The organism is Bradyrhizobium sp. AS23.2, from assembly GCF_001908185.1.
In the GTDB taxonomy this organism is placed as follows: Bacteria; Pseudomonadota; Alphaproteobacteria; order Rhizobiales; family Xanthobacteraceae; genus Bradyrhizobium.
Map to the genome: position 1 here is coordinate 1 of NZ_LGHM01000097.1, position 19,300 is coordinate 19,300.

Below are 19,300 nucleotides of genomic sequence, written 5' to 3' on the forward strand. Positions count from 1 at the left end.
CTTGTAGCGGAACTCACGCGGAGAGGGATCATGTACAACGATTCTCTGTTCAACGCTTTCGCTCGGTCGTTCGAGGCGAGAAGCCAGCACGACATGTCGATGGCGGAATATCTGGAATCGTGTCGAAGCGATCCCATGAAATACGCAAATGCGGCCGAACGACTGCTAGCGGCGATCGGTGAGCCTCAAACGATTGACACGGCCAAGGACCCACGCCTTGGCCGTATTTTTTTGAACCGCACGATCCGCACCTATCCGGCCTTCGCCGGCTTCTACGGCATGGAAGAAACCATCGAGCGCATCGTCGGTTTCTTCCGCCACGCGGCGCAGGGCCTCGAAGAGCGCAAGCAGATCCTCTATCTGCTCGGCCCGGTCGGTGGCGGCAAATCCTCGCTCGCCGAGCGGCTCAAGTCGCTGATGGAAGTGCAACCGATCTACGTGCTCAAGGCCGGCGACGAATTGAGCCCGGTGTTCGAGAGCCCGCTCAGCCTGTTCGATCCAGATAACCTTGGGCCGATGCTGGAAGAGAAGTACGGCATTCCGCGCCGGCGTCTCACCGGTCTGATGAGCCCGTGGTGCTACAAGCGGCTCGAAGCCTTTGGCGGCGACATCTCACAATTCCGCGTCGCCAAGATTCAGCCGTCGCGGCTGCGCCAGATCGCAGTCTCCAAGACCGAGCCCGGCGACGAGAACAACCAGGACATCTCCTCGCTGGTCGGCAAGGTCGATATCCGCAAGCTCGAGACCTATGCGCAGAACGATCCCGACGCCTACAGCTATTCGGGCGGCCTCAACCGCGCCAACCAGGGCATCCTCGAATTCGTCGAGATGTTCAAGGCGCCGATCAAGATGCTGCATCCGCTGCTCACGGCGACGCAGGAGGGCAACTATATCGGCACCGAGAATATCGGTGCGATCCCCTTCACCGGCACCATCCTGGCGCACTCGAACGAGGCCGAGTGGACGAGCTTCAAGTCCAACAAGAACAACGAGGCCTTCATCGACCGCATCTGCGTGATCAAGGTGCCGTACGTGCTGCGGGTCACCGAGGAGCAGAAGATCTACGAGAAGCTGATCCAGGGCTCCGAGCTGGCGTCGGCGCCGTGCGCGCCGTCGACGCTGGAGACGATGGCTCGTTTCTCGGTGATGTCGCGCCTGCGCAGGCACGAGAACTCCACCCTGTTCGGCAAGATGCGGGTGTACGACGGTGAAAGCCTGAAGGAATCCGATCCGAAGGCGCGCAGCGTCCAGGAGTATCGCGATGCCGCCGGCGTCGACGAGGGCATGGACGGCGTCTCCACGCGCTTCGCCTTCAAGATCCTGGCTGCGACCTTCAACCACGATCCGCAGGAAGTCGCTGCCGACGCTGTTCACCTGATGTACGCGCTGGAACAGGCGATCCGCCGCGAACAGCTGCCTGAGGAAACCGAGAAGCGCTATCTCGAGTTCATCAAGGCGGAACTCGCGCCGCGCTACGCCGAATTCATCGGCAACGAGATCCAGAAGGCCTATCTGGAATCCTACACCGACTACGGTCAGAACCTTTTCGACCGCTACGTCGACTATGCAGATGCGTGGATCGAGGATCAGGACTTCAAGGATCCCGACACCGGCCAGCTGCTCGATCGCGAATTGTTGAACCAGGAGCTGACCAAGATCGAGAAGCCGGCCGGCATCGCCAACCCGAAGGACTTCCGGAATGAGGTGGTCAAGTTCTCGTTACGGGCAAGGGCCCAGAACAGCGGCAAGAACCCGAACTGGACCTCCTATGAGAAGATTCGCGACGTGATCGAAAAGCGGATATTCTCTCAGGTCGAGGACCTGCTTCCGGTCATCTCCTTCGGGTCGAAGAAGGACGGCGAGACGGAGAAGAAGCACGGCGAGTTCGTCGCACGCATGGTGGAGCGCGGCTACACCGAGCGTCAGGTTCGCCGGCTCGTCGAATGGTACATGCGCGTGAAGCAGGCCGGTTGAGGCGGATGAGAAAGTGGCCATTCACATCATTGACAGGCGCCTGAATCCAGGCGGCAAGAGCCTTGAGAACCGTCAGCGGTTCTTGCGTCGGGCCAAGTCCCTGGTGCAGGGTGCCGTCAAGAAGACCTCGCAGGACCGCGACATCAAGGACGTCCTGGAGGGGGGTGAGGTCACGATCCCGCTCGACGGCATGCACGAGCCGCGCTTCCGCCGGGAAGGTGGAACCCGCGACATGGTGCTGCCCGGCAACAAGAAGTTCATCGAGGGCGACTATCTCCAGCGGTCCGGCCAGGGCAGCGCCAAGAATTCCGGTCCAGGCGAAGGCGACAGTGAGGACGCCTTCCGCTTCGTGCTGAGCCGCGACGAGTTCGTCGACCTCTTCCTCGACGATCTCGAGCTGCCCGATCTCGCCAAGCGCAAGATCGCGCAGACCGAGAGCGAGGGTATCCAGCGCGCCGGCTACACCACGTCGGGCTCGCCGGCCAACATCTCGGTGAGCCGCACGGTGCAGCTCGCGCTCGCCCGCCGCATCGCGCTCCGCCGTCCGCGCAAGAGCGAGATCGAGGAGCTGGAAGCCGAGATCGCCGCCTGCACCGACGAGGACGTGCGTGCCGAGCTCGTCGAAAAGCTCGAGATGCTCAAGGCCAAATCCAAGCGCATTCCCTTCATCGATCCGCTGGACATCCGCTACCGCCGCTTCGAGACGGTGCCGCGGCCGGTGGCGCAGGCGGTGATGTTCTGCCTGATGGACGTTTCCGGCTCGATGTCCGAGCACATGAAGGATCTCGCCAAGCGCTTCTACATGCTGCTCTACGTGTTCCTGAAACGCCGCTACAAGCATGTCGAGATCGTCTTCATCCGCCACACCGACCGCGCCGAGGAGGTCGACGAGCAGACCTTCTTCTACGGCCCGGCGTCGGGTGGCACGCTGGTCTCCAGCGCGCTCCAGGCGATGTACGAGATCGTGCGCGAGCGCTTCAATCCGACGGACTGGAATATCTACGCCGCGCAAGCGTCCGACGGCGACAACTCCTATTCCGACGGCGAGCTCACGGGCATGCTGCTGACCGACAAGATCCTGCCGGTCTGCCAGTTCTTCGCCTATCTCGAGGTCGGGGAGTCCGGCGGGAGCGCCTTCGATCTCTCCGACTCCTCGCTCTGGACTCTCTACGAGCGCATGCGCAACAGCGGCGCGCCGCTCTCGATGCGCAAGGTCAGCGAGCGCAGCGAGATCTTCCCGGTGTTCCACGACCTGTTCCAGCGTCGCGAAACAGCCCAGGAGAAGGTCGCTCCATGACGGAAAGATTGTTCGAGGGCGCGGATTGGGACTTCCACACCTTGCAGCGCATTACCGATGCCTGCGAGGAACTGGCCAAGAACGATCTCGGGCTCGACGTCTATCCAAACCAGATCGAGGTCATCACCGCCGAGCAGATGCTGGATGCCTACTCCTCCGTCGGCATGCCCCTGTTCTACAAGCACTGGTCCTTCGGCAAGCATTTCGCGTTCCACGAGGCGTCCTATCGTAAGGGCCTGATGGGACTCGCCTATGAGATCGTGATCAACTCCTCGCCCTGCATCTCCTACCTCATGGAGGAGAATACGGCGACGATGCAGACCCTGGTGATCGCGCACGCCGCTTTCGGCCACAACCACTTCTTCAAGAACAACTATTTGTTCAAGCAGTGGACCGACGCCGACGGCATCCTGGACTATCTCGATTTCGCCAAGAATTACGTTGCGACCTGCGAGGAGCGCTACGGCCGCGTCGAGGTCGAGCGCACGCTGGACGCCGCGCACGCGCTGATGTCGCACGGCATCTACCGCTATCCCGGCAAGAAGAAGCTGGACTTGCGCGCCGAAGAGAAGCGGGCAGGGCGGCGCCGCCAGCACGAGGAGGAAGTCTTCAACGATCTCTGGCGCACCGTGCCCAAGGGCGCGGCCAAGAGCCGCTCCGCTCTCAGCATCGAACGCCGCCGCAAGCTGCTCGGCCTGCCGCAGGAAAACCTGCTCTACTTCCTGGAGAAGAGCGCACCGCGGCTTGCGCCCTGGCAGCGCGAGCTGCTGCGCATCGTCCGCCATATCGCGCAGTATTTCTATCCGCAGAGCCAGACCAAGGTGATGAACGAGGGGACGGCGACCTACGTCCACTATCGCATCTTGAGCAAGCTGCACGAGCAGGGCCGCATCACCGACGGCAACTTCCTCGAATTTCTGCAGTCGCACACCAACGTCGTGTTCCAGCCCGAATTCGACGATCCGCGCTTCTCCGGCTTCAATCCCTATGCGCTCGGTTTTGCCATGATGCAGGACATCGAGCGCATCGTCACCAGGCCGGAAGACGAGGATCGCGAATGGTTTCCCGATATCGCCGGGAAGAACGACGTCATGGGCGTGCTGCGTGACGTCTGGGCCAATTACCGCGACGAGAGCTTCATCGGCCAGTTCCTGAGCCCGAAGCTGATGCGGCACTTCCGCATGTTCCACCTGCACGACGATCCCGAGGAGCGCGCCGGCATCCGGGTCGATGCCATCCACGACGAGCGCGGCTTCCGCCGCGTCCGGCGCGAGCTGGCGCGGCAGCACGATGTCGGCTTCATCGACGCCAATATCGAGGTGGTCGACGTCGATCTCTCGGGCGATCGCCGCCTGATCCTGCATCACCACGTCATCAAGGGCTCGCAGCTCAACGAGACCGACGCCAAGCGGGTGCTCCAGCATCTGGCCGATCTCTGGACCTATGACGTCTCGCTGATCGAGGTCGATGCCAACGACAAGGTCTTGCGTGAATATGTCGTGAGCCCGCGCCCGATCCCGGCGGCGGCCTGACGCCGCCGTTTATGTTGAGCGCTTCCTGGCAGGCTTGCTTTTGGCCTTGGACGTGTTCAGGGCCACCGCCGCGCGGATCAGCGCTTTAAACGCTTTCTCGTCGATCTTCGCACCCTCGTGGAAATCGATGGCGCGCCGCACATTTCCTTCGAGGCTGGAATTGAACAGGCCGGTGGGGTCATCCAGTGCCGCGCCCTTCGCAAACGTCATCTTCACAACGGCCTTGTAGGTCTCGCCGGTGCAGATGATGCCGTCGTGCTCCCACACGGGAACGCCGCGCCACTTCCACTCCTCGACGACGTCGGGGTCGGCCTCCTTGATCAGGCCGCGGAGCCGTTTGAGCGTCTCGCCGCGCCAGTCGCCGAGCTCCTTGATCCGGCCGTCGATCAGCCTGGAGGGCGAAGGCCCATTCGCTTCCTTCGCGCTGCTCTGTTTTGCCGTCACGGCTTTCTTCATGATCTCGCCTCGTTCACGCGTTGCCGCGGCGGCTGACATAGGGCAGCGCAAACAGATAGAGGCCGGTGATCAGCAACGGAATCAGCGGCACGAGCGCCAGGAAGCCGATCCACGTCGCCTGGACCTGCTGGGTCATGGCGACGATGTTCGCGATGACGGCGAGCGTGAAAGCGATCGACAGCCAGCGATGAATCTGCCGGATCCACTTGTTCGAGCTCATTGGGATCTCCTCTGGGAATAATCGGAATAGCGGCCGGCGGGGAAGTTAGTCTGCCCGCGCCAGCACCTCGTCCAGCTTGGCAAAAAACTGCTTCCAGCCGGCATGTGCGCCGCCATAGGCCTGCTTCTGCGTCGGGCTGAAGCCCGCCTGCTCGACCCGCAAATGCGTGCCGGCGCCCGTCGGCGTGAGCGTGAAGGTCACCACGCTTTTCAGATCGAAGGCCGCGTCCTCATGCGAGAAATTCCATGTGTAGGCGAGGCTGCGTTGCGGCTCGATGGTGAGCACCTCGCAGTCCAGCACGCCGCCCCACTCGCCGCGAAGATTGAAGCGATGACCGACGACAGGCATGAAGTCGTTCTTCATCAGCCATTCCTCGATCAGATGCGGCTGCGTCAGCGCGCGCCAGATCCGCTCCGCCGGAAAGGAAAACTCGCGCTCGACGACCACGGAGCGTGTCTCGGCTGCAGCTTCGGTCATTGGTCCATCCTCTTCAGGAGATCGTCGAGAGCATCGAGCCGGTTCTGCCAAAACCCGGCCATCTGGCTGGTCCAGTCGATCAGCGGATTGAGCGCACCAGGCTGCGCGCTGTAATGGGTCTGGCGTCCCTCGTGGCGATCACGTACCAGCCCGGCCTGCTTCAGCGCGCCGAGATGCTTTGAGACCGCCGGCTGGGAAACGCCTGATCGCGCCGTCAGTGCCCCGACCGTCTGCTCGCCCTCGCGACACAGCCGCTCGAAGATCGCCCGCCGGGTGGGGTCGGCAAGCGTCCTGAACAGGAGGTCGTGAGCGGCGGACATGAGAAATTCATAACCCATAAGTTATGGATTAACTCATAACCACACGGTTATGGGTAAGTCAAGGGCGATGGGAGTATGTAGCGCTCGCCCGCGCAACTCTCTCCACCGTCATTGCGAGGAGCCCTCGCGACGAAGCAATCCAGTCTATCTCCGCGGAGCGACTGGATTGCTTCGCTGCGCTCGCAATGACGGAGAACGTGGCAGCGCCTCGCGCGACCTACGGCCGCAGATAGAGATAGCCCTGCGATTGAAGTTCGGCCAGACGAACCACGCCGCCCTTCTCCGCGCTGACGAAGCCGGGCAGCAGATCCGTGAGCGTGACATTCTGCGCCTTCATCGTGTTGCCGCAGGCGGCGAGCTCGACGCCGTCCTTGGAGAAATCGCCGACGCGTTTGCTGACGTCAGGGGTGGCCTGCGCCGATTGAAACGCCTTCAGCGCCGGCCCGTGGATCACCAGCGCGATGGTGACATGGTCGGGCCCTCCGACGCCGTCGATGTGGTTCTGGATGTTACCGAGCACGAAATTGACCTTCTCGGCATCGCTGAGATGGTAGACGACCCTGAGCTTGTTGCCCGCTCCGGCTTCCGTCGCGGCCTTCGCGCTCGAGGCGCCGAGTGCTGCGCCCAGGGCTGATACCGCGCTCCACAGGATGTTCCGGCGGTTCATGGCGATCTCCCTCGATCGAGCCCGATTTCACCGACTACATATCACTTGTGGCGCAGCGCGGCGAGTTCCTTGCGGTCGGTCACCAGCGAGGCGCATTCGCTGTTGTCGGTGCGATCGAGCCGGAAAATCCCGTCGTCGGCGCCGGCCACCAGCGACTGCTCGGCATCGTCATCCGGCTTGTTGTTCTGCCAGACCCTGACCCGCGCGAGCCGCACGATCGCCGACTTGTCGTCCTTGGAGAGCGCCACGCCGATGCCGCCGCCCTCGCAGTCGACGCCGCAACCGAGGCGCACCTCGTTGCCGTTTTTGGTGAACACGGCGTGGCCGCACGAGCCGCTGGAGTCGAAATCGCCGCTGCGGTGGCGGTACCTGAAGCCGAGGCGGAAGGAGTTATGGAGCTCCTTGTCCTCCTTGTCGTACTCCGCCGAGATCAGCAGCTTCATCGAGGCGACCTTCTGCTTCGGGTGCCGCGCCAGATGCTCTGCATCATAGTGTCTGATGAAGCAGGCATAGGCCTTGTCGCCGGGCATACCGGCATACATGCGTGCGTTGAAGGTCTCGGCCTCGGCCTTGGTTGGCTCGCGCGTGTCGTCGGCCTCGTCGGCCCGGGCGGCGCCGACGGATGCGGCAAGGACCAGCGGAAGGACGAGGGCAAGCTTCATGATCGCACCGGACGTGTGAGCCGTTGACGGCCCCCATCGGGACGGTGGGAGCCAACTGGCGGTTAGTCGCAGGCCGGGCGCCGCGCGTTCAAGTGCTGCGCGTTCAAGTTGCTCTTGCCTCGCAGTCCTGCGGGGGTCTTGCCTTGAGTTCCATCTTAACACTTTTGAAGGAGGGCATTTGGTAAACCACTGGTTGTTGCTATTGGTCGGTGGTGATGGAAATGTCCGTCAGTCAAAACTTGCCCAACGTTGCAATTGGCTATTCCCGAGTGCGGCTGCTGAAGCTGCTGGCGGCCGGCCTGCTGCTGACACTCGTGTGTGGCGCGCTCGCGCTCAACTGGCACCTCGGCAAGAACATCACCACGTTCCAGATAGCCGCCTGTTATATTGGCGTTGCGTTGTTCGGCCTTGCCACCTGCAAGACACTCTGGACGTTGATCTCCTCCAGGGAGCCGGTCGTCTTCATCAGCCGTGTCGGCATTCGTGACACCAGGATCGCCGACGAGACCATCGCCTGGAAATCTGTGCGGGATATACTGATCTGGCAGCATCGCAATCAGAAGATCGTGGTGCTCAAACTTGATCCCCTCCTCGCACAGCGGTTCGCCGGGGGGCTTCTCAAGCGCGTATTGTCGCTAATGAACAAGGCGCTTGGTGCGGACGGCGTGGTCGTCAATGCCGGCGGCCTGACCATGGAAGCCGAAACACTTTTCGATACCTGCAAGCAATACTGGACCGCCGGCCGATTAGCGTATCATGGCCGCGCCGTGCCTGAGCCTGAGCCCGTCAGCTAGAACGGCGCGGAGCTCCCGGCATCGGGTAAGATGCTGTGCATCGTAGCGCGCGGACGAGGCAGGCATAGGTCCACGTTCCTAGGTGAGCCCGCACCAGCCTTAGTCGCCGTCGGATCAGGAAGGTTCAATCCTTGCTGCGGTTTTGCCCGGGAACTCGACGCCGATGTCTATGACATTGTCGCGGTTCATCAATGTGATAGTCTTCACAGACTGCAGTATTTCGCAGTCGTAAGCTGATCCGCCTTTGCAAGTTTGTGGAGTCCCCTTAATGGGCGAAATTCGCAACTTCAGATCCGGAAATCACGATGAGCCGCCTCCACACGGCTCAATGCCTCGTCGTCTCGCCGCGATCATTGTCGGTGACATCGCTTCCTATAGTCGCTTGATGCAGGCCGACGAGGAAGGCACGCACGTCCGCGTCAAGCGGATCGAGCGGGACCTCATCCAGCCCAGCATCGTCGAGCACCATGGAGCGCTGGTGAAGACGACGGGCGATGGCTTCATTGCGATCTTCGACAGTCCCGTCGAGGCTGTCAGATGCAGCATCGTCATCCAGCAGAATCTGATTGGCCGCAACGCTTCGCTTCCGAAGGACTCCCGGATCGAATACCGGATCGGCGTCAATCTCGGCGACGTCATCGTGGAGCCGGACGACATCTACGGCGACGGCGTCAACATTGCCACGCGCATCGAGGGCATCGCCGAACCCGGGCAGGTCTACATCTCCGGCGCGATCTACGAGCAGATCAAGCACAAGATCGTATGTGGCTACGAGTCACTCGGGGACCGCAAGGTCAAGAATATCACCGATCCGGTACGCGTCTATCGCGTGCTGCCGGACTCAGATGCGGTCGGGAGGACGCGAGGCCGTCGCGAAAATACCCTGATCTTTCTCCTGGGCATCATGCTGCTCGTGATGGCCAGCAACGTGCTGTGGTATCTGCTGGCGCCGCCGGGCAAGGTGGGCAAGCAGGCCGCCGTGCCGACCGCTCCTCCGGTCGCATCACCAAGCCCGCAACCTCCGCAGCGCGAAGCCGCGAAGCAAGCGCCGCAGCCGTCTCCCTCGCCGGCGTTGTCGTCCCCATCGCCCGTTCCGGCTCCAACTCAAGCACCAAGACAAGCGGCGACGCCGCTCCGCGAACCCGAGATGATCGCCATTCGCGGCGGCAGCTTTGCAATGGGCAGCAATGACGACCCGACCGAACGTCCCGTCCACCAGGTCACGGTCAAGCCGTTCTCGATCGGCAAATATCCGGTGACGGTGCAGGAATGGAACGAATGCGCCGCTGCAAAGGCGTGCGGCTTCACGGCCACCGGCAAGGACGATGCGCCGATCAGCAATGTGAGCTGGACCGACGCGCAACAATATGTGGTCTATCTCGCGCAAGCGACGAAGAAACCCTATCGGCTTCCGAGCGAAGCCGAATGGGAATATGCCGCGCGCGGTGGAACGCAGACCAGGTATTGGTGGGGCGACAAGCTCCAGCCGGGTATGGCCGGATGCAAGGATTGCGGAGACCTCGCGGCCGAGCAGCCGGCGAAGGTCGGCAGCTTCAAGCCGAATCCGTTCGGCCTCCACGACATGGGCGGCGGTGTCGATCAGTGGGTCGAGGATTGCTGGCGCAGGACCTATCAGGGCGCAGCCGGTGACGGTTCAGCATGGACCGGCGGTGACTGCACGTCGCACGTCCTGCGCTCGGGCTCCTGGAAGAACGATTCGAGATATGTGAGGCCATCCAACCGCGATGGCTACGATACCAATGTTCGTTATCCGACGCATGGATTCCGCGTCGCGCTCAGTCCTTAAGCGCAGTCCTTGAAGTGCGGGAGTAGGTTTGATGAAAATCCTTCGCTGCATCGCGCTGTCGGCGGCGCTCGCATTGCTTCCGGGCATCGCCCTTGCGCAGGGCAAGACCGCTCCCAAGGACGCAAAGCTCTATTTCATCACGCCGCATGACGGGCAGAAGGTTCGCAGTGGTTTCTGGGTCCGGTTCGGCTTGCGCAACATGGGAGTCACCCATGCCGGCGACGACTACCAGAACGCCGGTCATCATCACCTGCTGGTAGACGTCAACGATCCGATCGATCCCAAGGAGCCGATCGCTCAGGACAAGTCGCATCTGCATTTCGGGGCGGGGCAGACCGAAACCTTCCTCGAACTTCCGCCCGGGACGCACACGCTGCAACTGGTGCTGGGCGATGCGAAGCACTATCCGTTTGAGCCGCCCATCGTGTCGGAGAAGATCACCGTACGCGTCAGGCAGCCCGCTTCATCGCGGTAGCCGGCCTGATCACCGCCGGCGTCATTGCGAGCGCAGCGAAGCAATCCAGAATCTTTCCGCGGAGGGACTCTGGATTGCTTCGCTGCGCTCCGCAATGACGAGGAAGGTGGCGGCGCCTCGCGCGACTCTCTCCACCGTCATTGCGAGGAGCCCTTGCGACGAAGCAATCCAGACTGTTTCCGCGGCGGGACTGGATTGCTTCGCTGCGCTCGCAATGACGCGAGATCACCGCAGGCTGGCGTTGATCTTGTCCAGCACCGCAGAGCCCGGGCACAGCGTGTCCGCTTCCAGCGTGTTGAGCGGCGTCTCGACCGTGTTGAGATGCTCGTGCAGATCTTCCGCGTCGGGATCGACATAGAGCAGGCCGGTGACGATCTGTCCTTTCGCCGCGTGCTTCTGGAGGAAGGTCTGGGCGCCAAGGCGGTCATGCGGATCGTAGTCGGCGTCGATCTTGCGCAGCGCGATGTTGCTGCCGTCATGCTGTTCGACGAGCTGCACCGTGCCCGGCGCGTAATCGACGGCGATGGGATCGCGGCCGACCAGCACGTCGAGCCGGTTCACGGCATCATTGTGCTCGCGGACGTAGTCGAAGCTCTTGGTCGAGCCGGCGTGGTTGTTGAAGGCGATGCAGGGGCTGATGACGTCGATGAAGGATGCGCCCTTGTGGCGGATCGCAGCCGCGATCAGCGGCACGAGCTGGGTCTTGTCGCCGGAGAAGCTGCGCGCGACGAAGGTCGCGCCGAGTTGCAACGCGATCGCGACGAGGTCGATGGCGTTGTCGGTGTTGGTGACACCCTTCTTGGACTTCGAGCCGCGGTCGGCTGTCGCCGAGAACTGGCCCTTGGTCAGGCCGTAGACGCCGTTGTTCTCGACGATATAGGTCATGTTGACGCCGCGCCGGATCGAATGTGCGAACTGGCCGAAGCCGATCGAAGCGGAGTCGCCGTCGCCGGAGACGCCGAGATAGATCAGGTCGCGGTTGGCGAGGTTGGCTCCGGTCAGCACGCTGGGCATGCGGCCGTGCACGGAGTTGAAGCCGTGCGAGTTGCCGAGGAAATAGTCCGGCGTCTTCGACGAGCAGCCGATGCCGGAGATTTTTGCCACCCGGTGTGGCTCGATCGAGAGCTCGTAGCAGGCTTCGATGATGGAGGCCGTGATCGAGTCGTGGCCGCAGCCGGCGCACAGCGTCGAGATCTTGCCCTCGTAGTCGCGGTGGGTGTAGCCGAGCTCGTTCTTCTTCAGCCCGGGATGATGGAATTTCGGCTTTGCAATATAGGTCATCAGAGCACCTGCGATCCCAAGCCCGTCATGGCCGGGCTTGTCCCGGCCATCCACGTCTTGGCCAGGAAAAAGAAAGGCGTGGATGCCCGGGCATAGGCGAGCGGAAGCGACGCCGTCCTTCGGACGGCTATGCCCGGGCATGACGATGAGAAGAGCAAAGCGCAGGTCATGATACGGCCTTGCGGAGCGGGGTCACCTTGAGGTGATCCTGATGGTCGCCAATGGCTTTTGCGATGAAACGGGCGGTGATCGGGGTGCCGTCATAGTGCACGATCGGCACGAGGCGTACCGGGTCGATGCCGTTCTCGTTGACGATGAGCTGGCGAAGCTGGCTGTCGCGGTTCTGCTCGACCACGTAGACGAAGTCGTGCTCGGCGAGGAAGCTCGCCACGCTGGAGTGGAACGGGAAGGCGCGGATGCGCAGCCGATCGAGCTGATGCCCGCGCGCTTCCAAGAGCCCGATCGCCTCGTCCATCGCTGGCGAGGTCGAGCCGAAATAGATCACGCCGTATTTGGTCGGCCGTTCCGCATTGGCCTGCAGCGGCCGCGGCACCAGATCCTGTGCGGTCTCGAACTTGCGCACGAGGCGCTGCATGTTGTCGGCATAGACCGAGCCCTCCTCGGAATAGCGCGCATAGCGGTCGCGCGAGGTGCCGCGGGTGAAGTAGGAGCCCTTGGTCGGATGCGTGCCGGGATAGGTGCGGTAGGGGATGCCGTCGCCATCGACGTCGAGATAGCGGCCGAAGTCGCGGCCCTCCTCCAGCATCTCCGCGGTCATCACCTTGCCGCGGTCGTATTGCCGCGCGTCGTCCCACTTCAGCGGGCGGCAGAGCCGGTGGTTCATGCCGATGTCGAGGTCGAGCATCAGGAAGATCGTGGTCTGCAGCCGTTCGGCGAGATCGAAGGCCGCCGCCGCGAACTCGAAGGCTTCGGCGGGATCCTCGGGGAACAGCAGCACATGCTTGGTGTCGCCATGCGAAGCATAGGCGCAGGCGATGATGTCGCATTGCTGGGTGCGGGTCGGCATGCCTGTGGAGGGGCCGGCGCGCTGGATGTTCATGATGACGGCCGGGATCTCGGCGAAGTAGGACAGGCCGATGAATTCCGTCATCAGCGAGATGCCGGGGCCGGAGGTCGCGGTGAAGGCACGGGCGCCGTTCCAGGACGCGCCGATCACGATGCCGATCGAGGCGAGTTCGTCCTCGCCCTGCACGATCGCGTATTTCGCCTTGCCGGTCTCAGGGTCGTGCCGGTACTTCTTGCAGTGGCTGGTGAAGGCTTCCGCCACCGACGAGGACGGTGTGATCGGGTACCATGCGCATACGGTGGCGCCACCATAGACTGCGCCGAGCGCGGCCGCGCTGTTGCCCTCGATGAAGATGCGGTCGCCGACCTTGTCGGATTTCTTCACCCATAGCCCGATCGGGCATTTCAGGTTCTGCAGCGCCCAGTCGCGGCCGAGATGCAGCGCATGGACGTTGGATGAGAGCAGCTTCTCCTTGCCCTTGTACTGCTCGCCGATCAGCTGCTCGATCAACTTCGGGTCCATGTCGAGCAACGCGGAGAGGCTGCCCAAATAGATGATGTTCTTGAACAGCTGGCGCTGGCGCGGATCGGTGTAGGTCGAGTTGGTGATCGCGGTGAGCGGCACGCCGATCACGGTGATGTCGTCGCGGAATTTGGTCGACGGCATCGGCTTGGTGGAATCGTAGAACAGATAGCCGCCGGGCTCGATGCCGGCGACATCCTTGTCCCAGGTCTGAGGGTTCATCGCCACCATCATGTCCACGCCGCCGCGGGCACCGAGATGGCCGTCCTCGGTCACCCGCACCTCGTACCAGGTCGGCAGGCCCTGAATGTTGGAGGGGAAGATGTTGCGTGGGCTCACCGGAACGCCATGGCGCAGGATCGCGCGCGCGAACATCTCGTTGGCGCTAGCCGAGCCCGAGCCGTTGACGTTGGCGAAGCGGACGACGAAGTCGTTTACGCGGCTGATCGGCTTTTTGTCGGGCATGATGATCCTGCGTCGGTCATTTCGATGAAATATTTCTGCATGTCCCAGGCGCCGGTGGGACAACGCTCGGCGCACAACCCGCAATGCAGGCAGACGTCTTCGTCCTTCACCATCACGCGCCCGGTCTTGAGGTCGCTGGAGACGTAGAGGTCCTGGTCCGGATGCGGCGAAGGCGCCTTCAGGCGCTGGCGAAGATCGCTTTCCTCGCCGTTGTCAGTGAAGGTGATGCAATCCATCGGACAGATGTCGGCGCAGGCATCGCATTCGATGCAGAGCGAGGTCGAGAACACTGTCTGGACGTCGCAGTTCAGGCAGCGCTCGGCTTCGCCAAGCGCCAGCTTGACGTCGTAGCCTAGCTCGACCTCGGCGCGGATGTCCTTCAGTGCGACGACCTTGTCGCGATGCGGCACCTTGAAGCGCTTGTCGTTGGAGATGTCGTTGTCATAGCTCCATTCGTGGATGCCCATCTTCTGCGAGGAGACGTGCACCTCCGGCAGCGGGCGTTCGCTGATGTCCTCGCCCGAGAGCATCTTGTGGATCGACAGCGCGGCGTCATGGCCGTGCGCGACTGCCCAGATGATGTTCTTGGGGCCGAACGCGGCGTCGCCGCCAAAGAACACTTTCGGGTTGGTGGACACGAACGTCTTCGGATCGACCTTGGGCATGTGCCATTTGTCGAACTCGATGCCGCAGTCCTTTTCGATCCAGGGGAAGGCGTTCTCCTGGCCGACCGCGACCAGCACGTCGTCGCAGGCGATCGTCTCGTCCGGCTCGCCTGACGGCACCAGGTTGCGACGGCCCCTGGCGTCGTATTCGGCCTTCACCTTCTGGAAGGTGACGCCGATCAGCTTGCCGGCGACATGCTTGAATGCCAACGGCACCATGTAGTTGAGGATCGGAATGTCCTCGTGGATCGCGTCCTCCTTCTCCCAGGGCGAGGCCTTCATCTCCTCGAAGCCGGAGCGGACGACCACCTTGACGCTCTCGCCGCCGAGGCGGCGCGCGGTGCGGCAGCAATCCATCGCGGTGTTGCCGCCGCCGAGCACGATCACGCGCTTGCCGATCTTGTCGGTATGGCCGAACGAGACCGAGGCCAGCCACTCGATGCCGATGTGGATGTTGGCGGCCGCCTCTTTCCGGCCGGGAATGTCGAGCTCGCGGCCGCGCGGCGCGCCGGAGCCGACGAAGATCGCGTCGTACTTCTCCGCAAGCAGCGACGTCATGCTGTCGATGCGATGACCGCCTTTGAACTCGACGCCGAGATTGAGGATGTAGCCGGTCTCCTCGTCGATCACCGAATTGGGCAGGCGGAACTTCGGGATCTGGGTGCGCATCATGCCGCCGGCTTCCGGATCGGCATCGAACACGGTGCAGTGATAGCCGAGCGGTGCGAGATCGCGCGCCACGGTCAGCGAAGCCGGGCCGCCGCCGACCAGCGCAATGCGCTTGCCGTTCCTGGGTGAGGGGCGCGGCAGGCGCTGCTTGATGTCGTCCTTGAAGTCAGCCGCGACGCGCTTCAGGCGGCAGATCGCGACGGGAGTTTCCTCGACGCGTCCGCGGCGGCACGCCGGCTCGCATGGACGATCGCAGGTGCGTCCCAGAATTCCGGGAAACACGTTCGATTTCCAATTGATCATATAGGCGTCGCTGTAGCGGCCTTGTGCGATCAGTCGAATGTATTCGGGAACCGGGGTGTGCGCAGGACAGGCCCACTGGCAATCGACCACTTTGTGAAAGTAGTCGGGGGCCGCGATATCGGTCGGTTTCATTCCTACCCTGTCCGCGCAGGCCCAAAGACCCCGCGGCCTTTTCTTGAGCTTGGCGAACGCTTTAGCGCGCGTCGATCTGGTTTCTGAATGACGTCATGAGGTTAGCTTATTAGAACCGTTCCGAAGTACAACGGCAAATTTTCGCGATTACCTGCTTTCATGGGAGCCGCGCGCAGACAGCATTAGCGGCCGCGCGCAGTAATGCGGCGGTGCAATATATTGCGCTGCGGATAGCTGCTTAGCCGCGCGCGATGTCGCTCTTCGCGAGATCCCACATCAGGCTGTAAGTGCCGACGGAGACGGGCAGCGGGAAGGGCGCGGCAGCAGGGCCGGTGAGGCGTTCGGCGATCACGGCCGAGACCGCGCCGACATGCGTGCCGTCGATCAGCACGAACCAGTCGCGTGCGCCTTCGTTGCGCACAACCGGAACCTCCACCGTTGCGCTGGACAGTTCCGGCTCGCTCTCGAGCAGATGCATCGAGATGATGCCCTCGTGCGGTTCCGGCGCCAGCTTTTCTTGCAGTGCATCACGCCATGCACCGGCATTGTCGGGCGTTGGCCGCAGCCGCACGACGCCGAGCGCGGCGCCGCGTCCGGTGCCATTGCTGATGGTGATGCGTGCGACCACGCGCAGCATGTTCTTGAAGCGCGCCATGGTCCGCCGCGACCAACGGGTCTGATTTGCGAGCCGTGTTCGGTAGGCGGGACTGTCGAGCACGTCGAGCGTCGCGGTCGAATAGAGGCAGAGATATTTGGGATTGGCGGCGTGCGCGACATAGCGCCGCGCCTCCAGGAAACCCTCGATCGCGACGCGCTCTTCCAGATGCTCGCGATCGTACCAGCGATTGAAATCGGCCTCATCAGCCTCGTCGATGTTCATCGACGTCAGCAGCATGCCTTTCCCGGCGAGCGGCATTTTCTTGTTGTCCTTCCCTTGCAGACCCTCATGGTGAGGAGCCGCGGAACGCGGCGTCTCGAGCCATGAAAGGCCCCACTGCAGCACCTCGGCCTCTATCCTTCGAGACGCGCTCCTTGGAGCGCTCCTCAGGATGAGGGGCTAGATTCTAGCGCGTGGCTTTCGAAGCAAGGTCCGCGATCGACCTCATGACCGCGTCCCTGACGCCGGCATCATAGAGCGAATGTCCGGCTTCTTCCACGAGGCGAACCTCGGAACCCGGCCAAACTTTCGCGAGCGCCTCGGATGTCTCAGGAGGGCACAACAGATCGTAGCGCCCCTGGACGATGATGCCGGGAATGCCGGATAGCCGGCCCGCATTTCGCAACAACTGGTGTTCCGTCATGAAGGAATTGTTGATGAAATAATGCGCCTCCATGAACGGCGTCGCGGGCAGTGTGCGCCAGACGTTCAGCGAGGCGAGGTCCAGTCGCGTCTTTGCGGGCTTGTGCTCGGACAATGTGCGCTCGGTGTCATGCCAGGCGCGCGCCGCGGGCCCGTGAACGGCAGGATCGGCGTCGAGAATGCGGCGCCAATAGGCGTCCGCCGGCTGCTCGCGCTCATCTAGCGGCAGCACGCTCAGAAAGTCCTCGTGAAGAGCGGGATAGAACTGCCGCAGGCGCAAGGTGAAGGCCGTTTCGACTTCGGCCCGCGTGCCCAGGAAGGTCGCGCGCAGCGCGATGCCGGAGACGCGCGCGGGATGCGCCTCTGCGTAAGCCAGCGCCAGCGTTGCGCCCCAGGAGCCGCCGACGAGCATCCAGCGGTCGAAACCAAATCTCTCGCGGAGCTTCTCCATGTCCGCGATCAGATGCTGCGTCGTGTTGTGCTCGCGCGATCCCTTCGGCCGGCTGCGGCCGCAGCCGCGCTGGTCGAACAGCACCGCGCAGAAGCGATCGGGATCGAACAGGCGGCGATGGTCGGGCTGGCATCCGCTGCCGGGGCCGCCATGCAGATAGACTGCGGGAATGCCCTCAGTGCGGCCGACGCTTTCGACGTAGAGCTCGTGGCCGTCGCCGACGTCGAGCATTTCGGAGGTCAGCGGCACAAAGGGATCGGTACGTTTGGCGGATGCGGCCGCGTCGGCGTCAGGCACCATTCTCGGATTCCAGAGTGCCGCCGGCGAAGTTGCGGTAGATGAAGCGGTTGGTCTCGCCCTCGGCCTCGCGTTCGGCCTGTTTGAAGATGGTCTCGTGCAGTGGCGACAGCGCGCAGGCCGGATCGGTGTTGGCGGCATCGCCCGTCAGCGCGAAGGCCTGGCAGCGGCAGCCGCCGAAATCGATCTCGCGGAATTCGCAGGACTTGCACGGCTCCTTCATCCAGCCGGTGCCGCGATAGCGGTTGAAGGCGTCCGAGTTCTGCCAGATCCAGGCGATCGAATGATTTGAACGAACGGATTCGAAGTCGAGCCCGGTGATGCTCTCGGCCGCGTGGCAGGGCAGCACCTTGCCGGCCGGTGAAATGTTGAAGAACTGACGGCCCCAGCCGCCCATGCATTTCTTCGGGCGCAGCGCGTAATAGTCGGGAACGACGTAGTCGATCGCAAGCGTCCCCTTCAGCCGCTCGCGTGCTTCCTCGACGATGCGCGTGGCCTCATCGAGCTGCGCCACCGTCGGCATCAGCGCGGCGCGGTTCTTCAGCGCCCAGCCGTAATACTGCACATTGGCGACCTCGAGCCGGTCGGCGTCGAGATCGATCGCCATCTGGATGACGTCGGGGAGCTGGTGCAGGTTCTGGCGGTGCATCACCGCGTTCACGGTGAGCGGCAGGTCAAGCTCGCGCGTCCACTTCGCGACCTCGAGCTTCTTGTGATGCGCGCCCTTGTAGCCGGCGACGCGGTCCGAAAGGCCGTCTTCGGTGCCCTGGAAGCTGATCTGCACGTGGCAGAGCCCGGCATCTGCGAGGTCACTCAGCCTGTCGCGCGTCAGCAGCACGGCCGAGGTGATGAGATTGGTGTAGAGGCCGACGTCGCTGGCATGCTTGACCAGCTCGACGAGGTCCTTCCGCGCCGTCGGCTCGCCCCCGGAGAAGTGGACCTGCAGCACGCCGATCTCGGCGAGCTCGCTCAGGACCTTCTTCCATTCATCCGTCGTCAGCTCCTTGCCCGAGCGGTCGAGCTCGACCGGGTTGGAGCAATAGGGACATTGCAGCGGACAGCGGTGGGTGATTTCGAGCAGCACGGCGAGCGGAATGCCAAAGGTTTCCGCGGTCGAGCGCTGCTTCTCCAGCACCGCGAGGCTGTCGCTGGCGTCAGGCGGGATGGCGGGATTGCCGAGCACGTCGCTCATGACGTCTTCTCCCGGGCCTCGGTGAGAAAGCCCTTGTCGGCGAGATCCTGCAGCATGGCGATGACGTCGGTGAGGATTGCCTCGCGCGGCGCGGCGTATTTCGCTGCGAGCTGGTCGGCAACGTCGCCAACATTGCGCTCGCCGTTGCAGAGCTGCAAGACCTCGACAGCGATTTCGTCGGGCGCCAGCACCCGTTCCGGCGCCAGGATCACCCAGACTTTTCGCGTCTCGTCGTATTTCAGCTTGGCATGCCGCGGCAGCACGGGGCGGCTTGCCTCGCTGACGCTGATATGACGCGGCCCGGCCATTTCTGTT

Annotated in this window: 19 protein-coding genes; 6 read left to right on the forward strand and 13 right to left on the reverse strand. The window is 63.0% G+C overall.

Features of this window, described 5'->3' with window-relative positions:
- The first annotated feature begins 30 nt into the window (after positions 1-30).
- The 3 genes from AC630_RS20845 to AC630_RS20855 are packed head-to-tail and all read left to right on the forward strand — an operon-like array spanning position 31 to position 4,803.
- Positions 31-1,974, forward strand: a complete 1,944-nt coding sequence (locus tag AC630_RS20845) for a PrkA family serine protein kinase (protein ID WP_074120350.1) — start codon at positions 31-33, stop codon at positions 1,972-1,974.
- Positions 1,975-1,993: 19 nt separating this feature from the next.
- The gene (locus tag AC630_RS20850; RefSeq protein ID WP_208867036.1) at positions 1,994-3,271 is read left to right on the forward strand and encodes a YeaH/YhbH family protein; all 1,278 of its coding nucleotides are present in this window, start codon (positions 1,994-1,996) and stop codon (positions 3,269-3,271) included.
- Positions 3,268-4,803 (forward strand): SpoVR family protein, encoded by a 1,536-nt coding sequence (locus tag AC630_RS20855; protein ID WP_074120352.1) that lies wholly within the window; start codon positions 3,268-3,270, stop codon positions 4,801-4,803. The genes AC630_RS20850 and AC630_RS20855 overlap by 4 nt, the downstream gene beginning before the upstream one ends.
- Positions 4,804-4,812: 9 nt before the next feature.
- Here the strand turns inward: AC630_RS20855 and AC630_RS20860 are convergent, their stop codons facing one another.
- The 6 genes from AC630_RS20860 to AC630_RS20885 form a co-directional block, all read right to left on the reverse strand.
- Positions 4,813-5,259, reverse strand: a complete 447-nt coding sequence (locus tag AC630_RS20860) for a DUF1801 domain-containing protein (RefSeq protein WP_074120398.1) — start codon at positions 5,257-5,259, stop codon at positions 4,813-4,815.
- 13 nt (positions 5,260-5,272) lie between these two features.
- Positions 5,273-5,479 (reverse strand): hypothetical protein, encoded by a 207-nt coding sequence (locus tag AC630_RS20865; RefSeq protein WP_074120353.1) that lies wholly within the window; start codon positions 5,477-5,479, stop codon positions 5,273-5,275.
- Between the two features lie 45 nt (positions 5,480-5,524).
- Positions 5,525-5,956, reverse strand: coding sequence for an SRPBCC family protein (locus tag AC630_RS20870; protein WP_074120354.1), 432 nt, complete (start codon positions 5,954-5,956; stop codon positions 5,525-5,527).
- Entirely contained in the window at positions 5,953-6,276 is a 324-nt protein-coding gene (locus tag AC630_RS20875) for an ArsR/SmtB family transcription factor (RefSeq protein ID WP_074120355.1), read from the reverse strand. The genes AC630_RS20870 and AC630_RS20875 overlap by 4 nt, the downstream gene beginning before the upstream one ends.
- Positions 6,277-6,493: 217 nt before the next feature.
- Positions 6,494-6,943 (reverse strand): DsrE family protein, encoded by a 450-nt coding sequence (locus tag AC630_RS20880; RefSeq protein ID WP_074120356.1) that lies wholly within the window; start codon positions 6,941-6,943, stop codon positions 6,494-6,496.
- Positions 6,944-6,984: 41 nt separating this feature from the next.
- Positions 6,985-7,605, reverse strand: a complete 621-nt coding sequence (locus AC630_RS20885) for a hypothetical protein (RefSeq protein WP_074120357.1) — start codon at positions 7,603-7,605, stop codon at positions 6,985-6,987.
- A 215-nt stretch (positions 7,606-7,820) separates the two neighbouring features.
- Here AC630_RS20885 and AC630_RS20890 point away from each other — a divergent pair, with 215 nt between their 5' ends.
- The 3 genes from AC630_RS20890 (at position 7,821) to AC630_RS20900 (ending at position 10,681) form a co-directional block, all read left to right on the forward strand.
- Positions 7,821-8,399 carry an STM3941 family protein gene (locus tag AC630_RS20890; protein WP_245330471.1) on the forward strand — a complete coding sequence of 193 codons (579 nt, stop codon included), beginning with the start codon at positions 7,821-7,823 and terminating at the stop codon, positions 8,397-8,399.
- Between the two features lie 268 nt (positions 8,400-8,667).
- Entirely contained in the window at positions 8,668-10,206 is a 1,539-nt protein-coding gene (locus tag AC630_RS20895) for an SUMF1/EgtB/PvdO family nonheme iron enzyme (RefSeq protein ID WP_074120358.1), read from the forward strand.
- 31 nt (positions 10,207-10,237) lie between these two features.
- Entirely contained in the window at positions 10,238-10,681 is a 444-nt protein-coding gene (locus tag AC630_RS20900) for a DUF4399 domain-containing protein (protein WP_074120359.1), read from the forward strand.
- Between the two features lie 225 nt (positions 10,682-10,906).
- Here the strand turns inward: AC630_RS20900 and AC630_RS20905 are convergent, their stop codons facing one another.
- The 7 genes from AC630_RS20905 to pqqD form a co-directional block, all read right to left on the reverse strand.
- Complete coding sequence (locus AC630_RS20905; protein WP_074120360.1) at positions 10,907-11,962, reverse strand: 2-oxoacid:ferredoxin oxidoreductase subunit beta; 1,056 nt, start codon at positions 11,960-11,962, stop codon at positions 10,907-10,909.
- Positions 11,963-12,128: 166 nt separating this feature from the next.
- Entirely contained in the window at positions 12,129-13,976 is a 1,848-nt protein-coding gene (locus tag AC630_RS20910; protein WP_074120361.1) for a 2-oxoacid:acceptor oxidoreductase subunit alpha, read from the reverse strand.
- Positions 13,946-15,745, reverse strand: coding sequence for an FAD-dependent oxidoreductase (locus AC630_RS20915; RefSeq protein ID WP_074120362.1), 1,800 nt, complete (start codon positions 15,743-15,745; stop codon positions 13,946-13,948). The genes AC630_RS20910 and AC630_RS20915 overlap by 31 nt, the downstream gene beginning before the upstream one ends.
- Before the next feature lie 238 nt (positions 15,746-15,983).
- Entirely contained in the window at positions 15,984-16,661 is a 678-nt protein-coding gene (locus AC630_RS20920) for a DUF4286 family protein (RefSeq protein ID WP_074120363.1), read from the reverse strand.
- 148 nt (positions 16,662-16,809) lie between these two features.
- Positions 16,810-17,796, reverse strand: coding sequence for a prolyl aminopeptidase (pip, locus tag AC630_RS20925; protein ID WP_074120364.1), 987 nt, complete (start codon positions 17,794-17,796; stop codon positions 16,810-16,812).
- Positions 17,786-18,985, reverse strand: a complete 1,200-nt coding sequence (gene pqqE / locus AC630_RS20930; RefSeq protein ID WP_074120365.1) for a pyrroloquinoline quinone biosynthesis protein PqqE — start codon at positions 18,983-18,985, stop codon at positions 17,786-17,788. The genes pip and pqqE overlap by 11 nt, the downstream gene beginning before the upstream one ends.
- Positions 18,982-19,293: a pyrroloquinoline quinone biosynthesis peptide chaperone PqqD gene (gene pqqD, locus AC630_RS20935; protein ID WP_074120366.1), complete on the reverse strand. Its 312-nt coding sequence runs from the start codon at positions 19,291-19,293 to the stop codon at positions 18,982-18,984. Before pqqD ends, pqqE begins: the two co-directional genes overlap by 4 nt.
- Positions 19,294-19,300 lie beyond the last annotated feature (7 nt).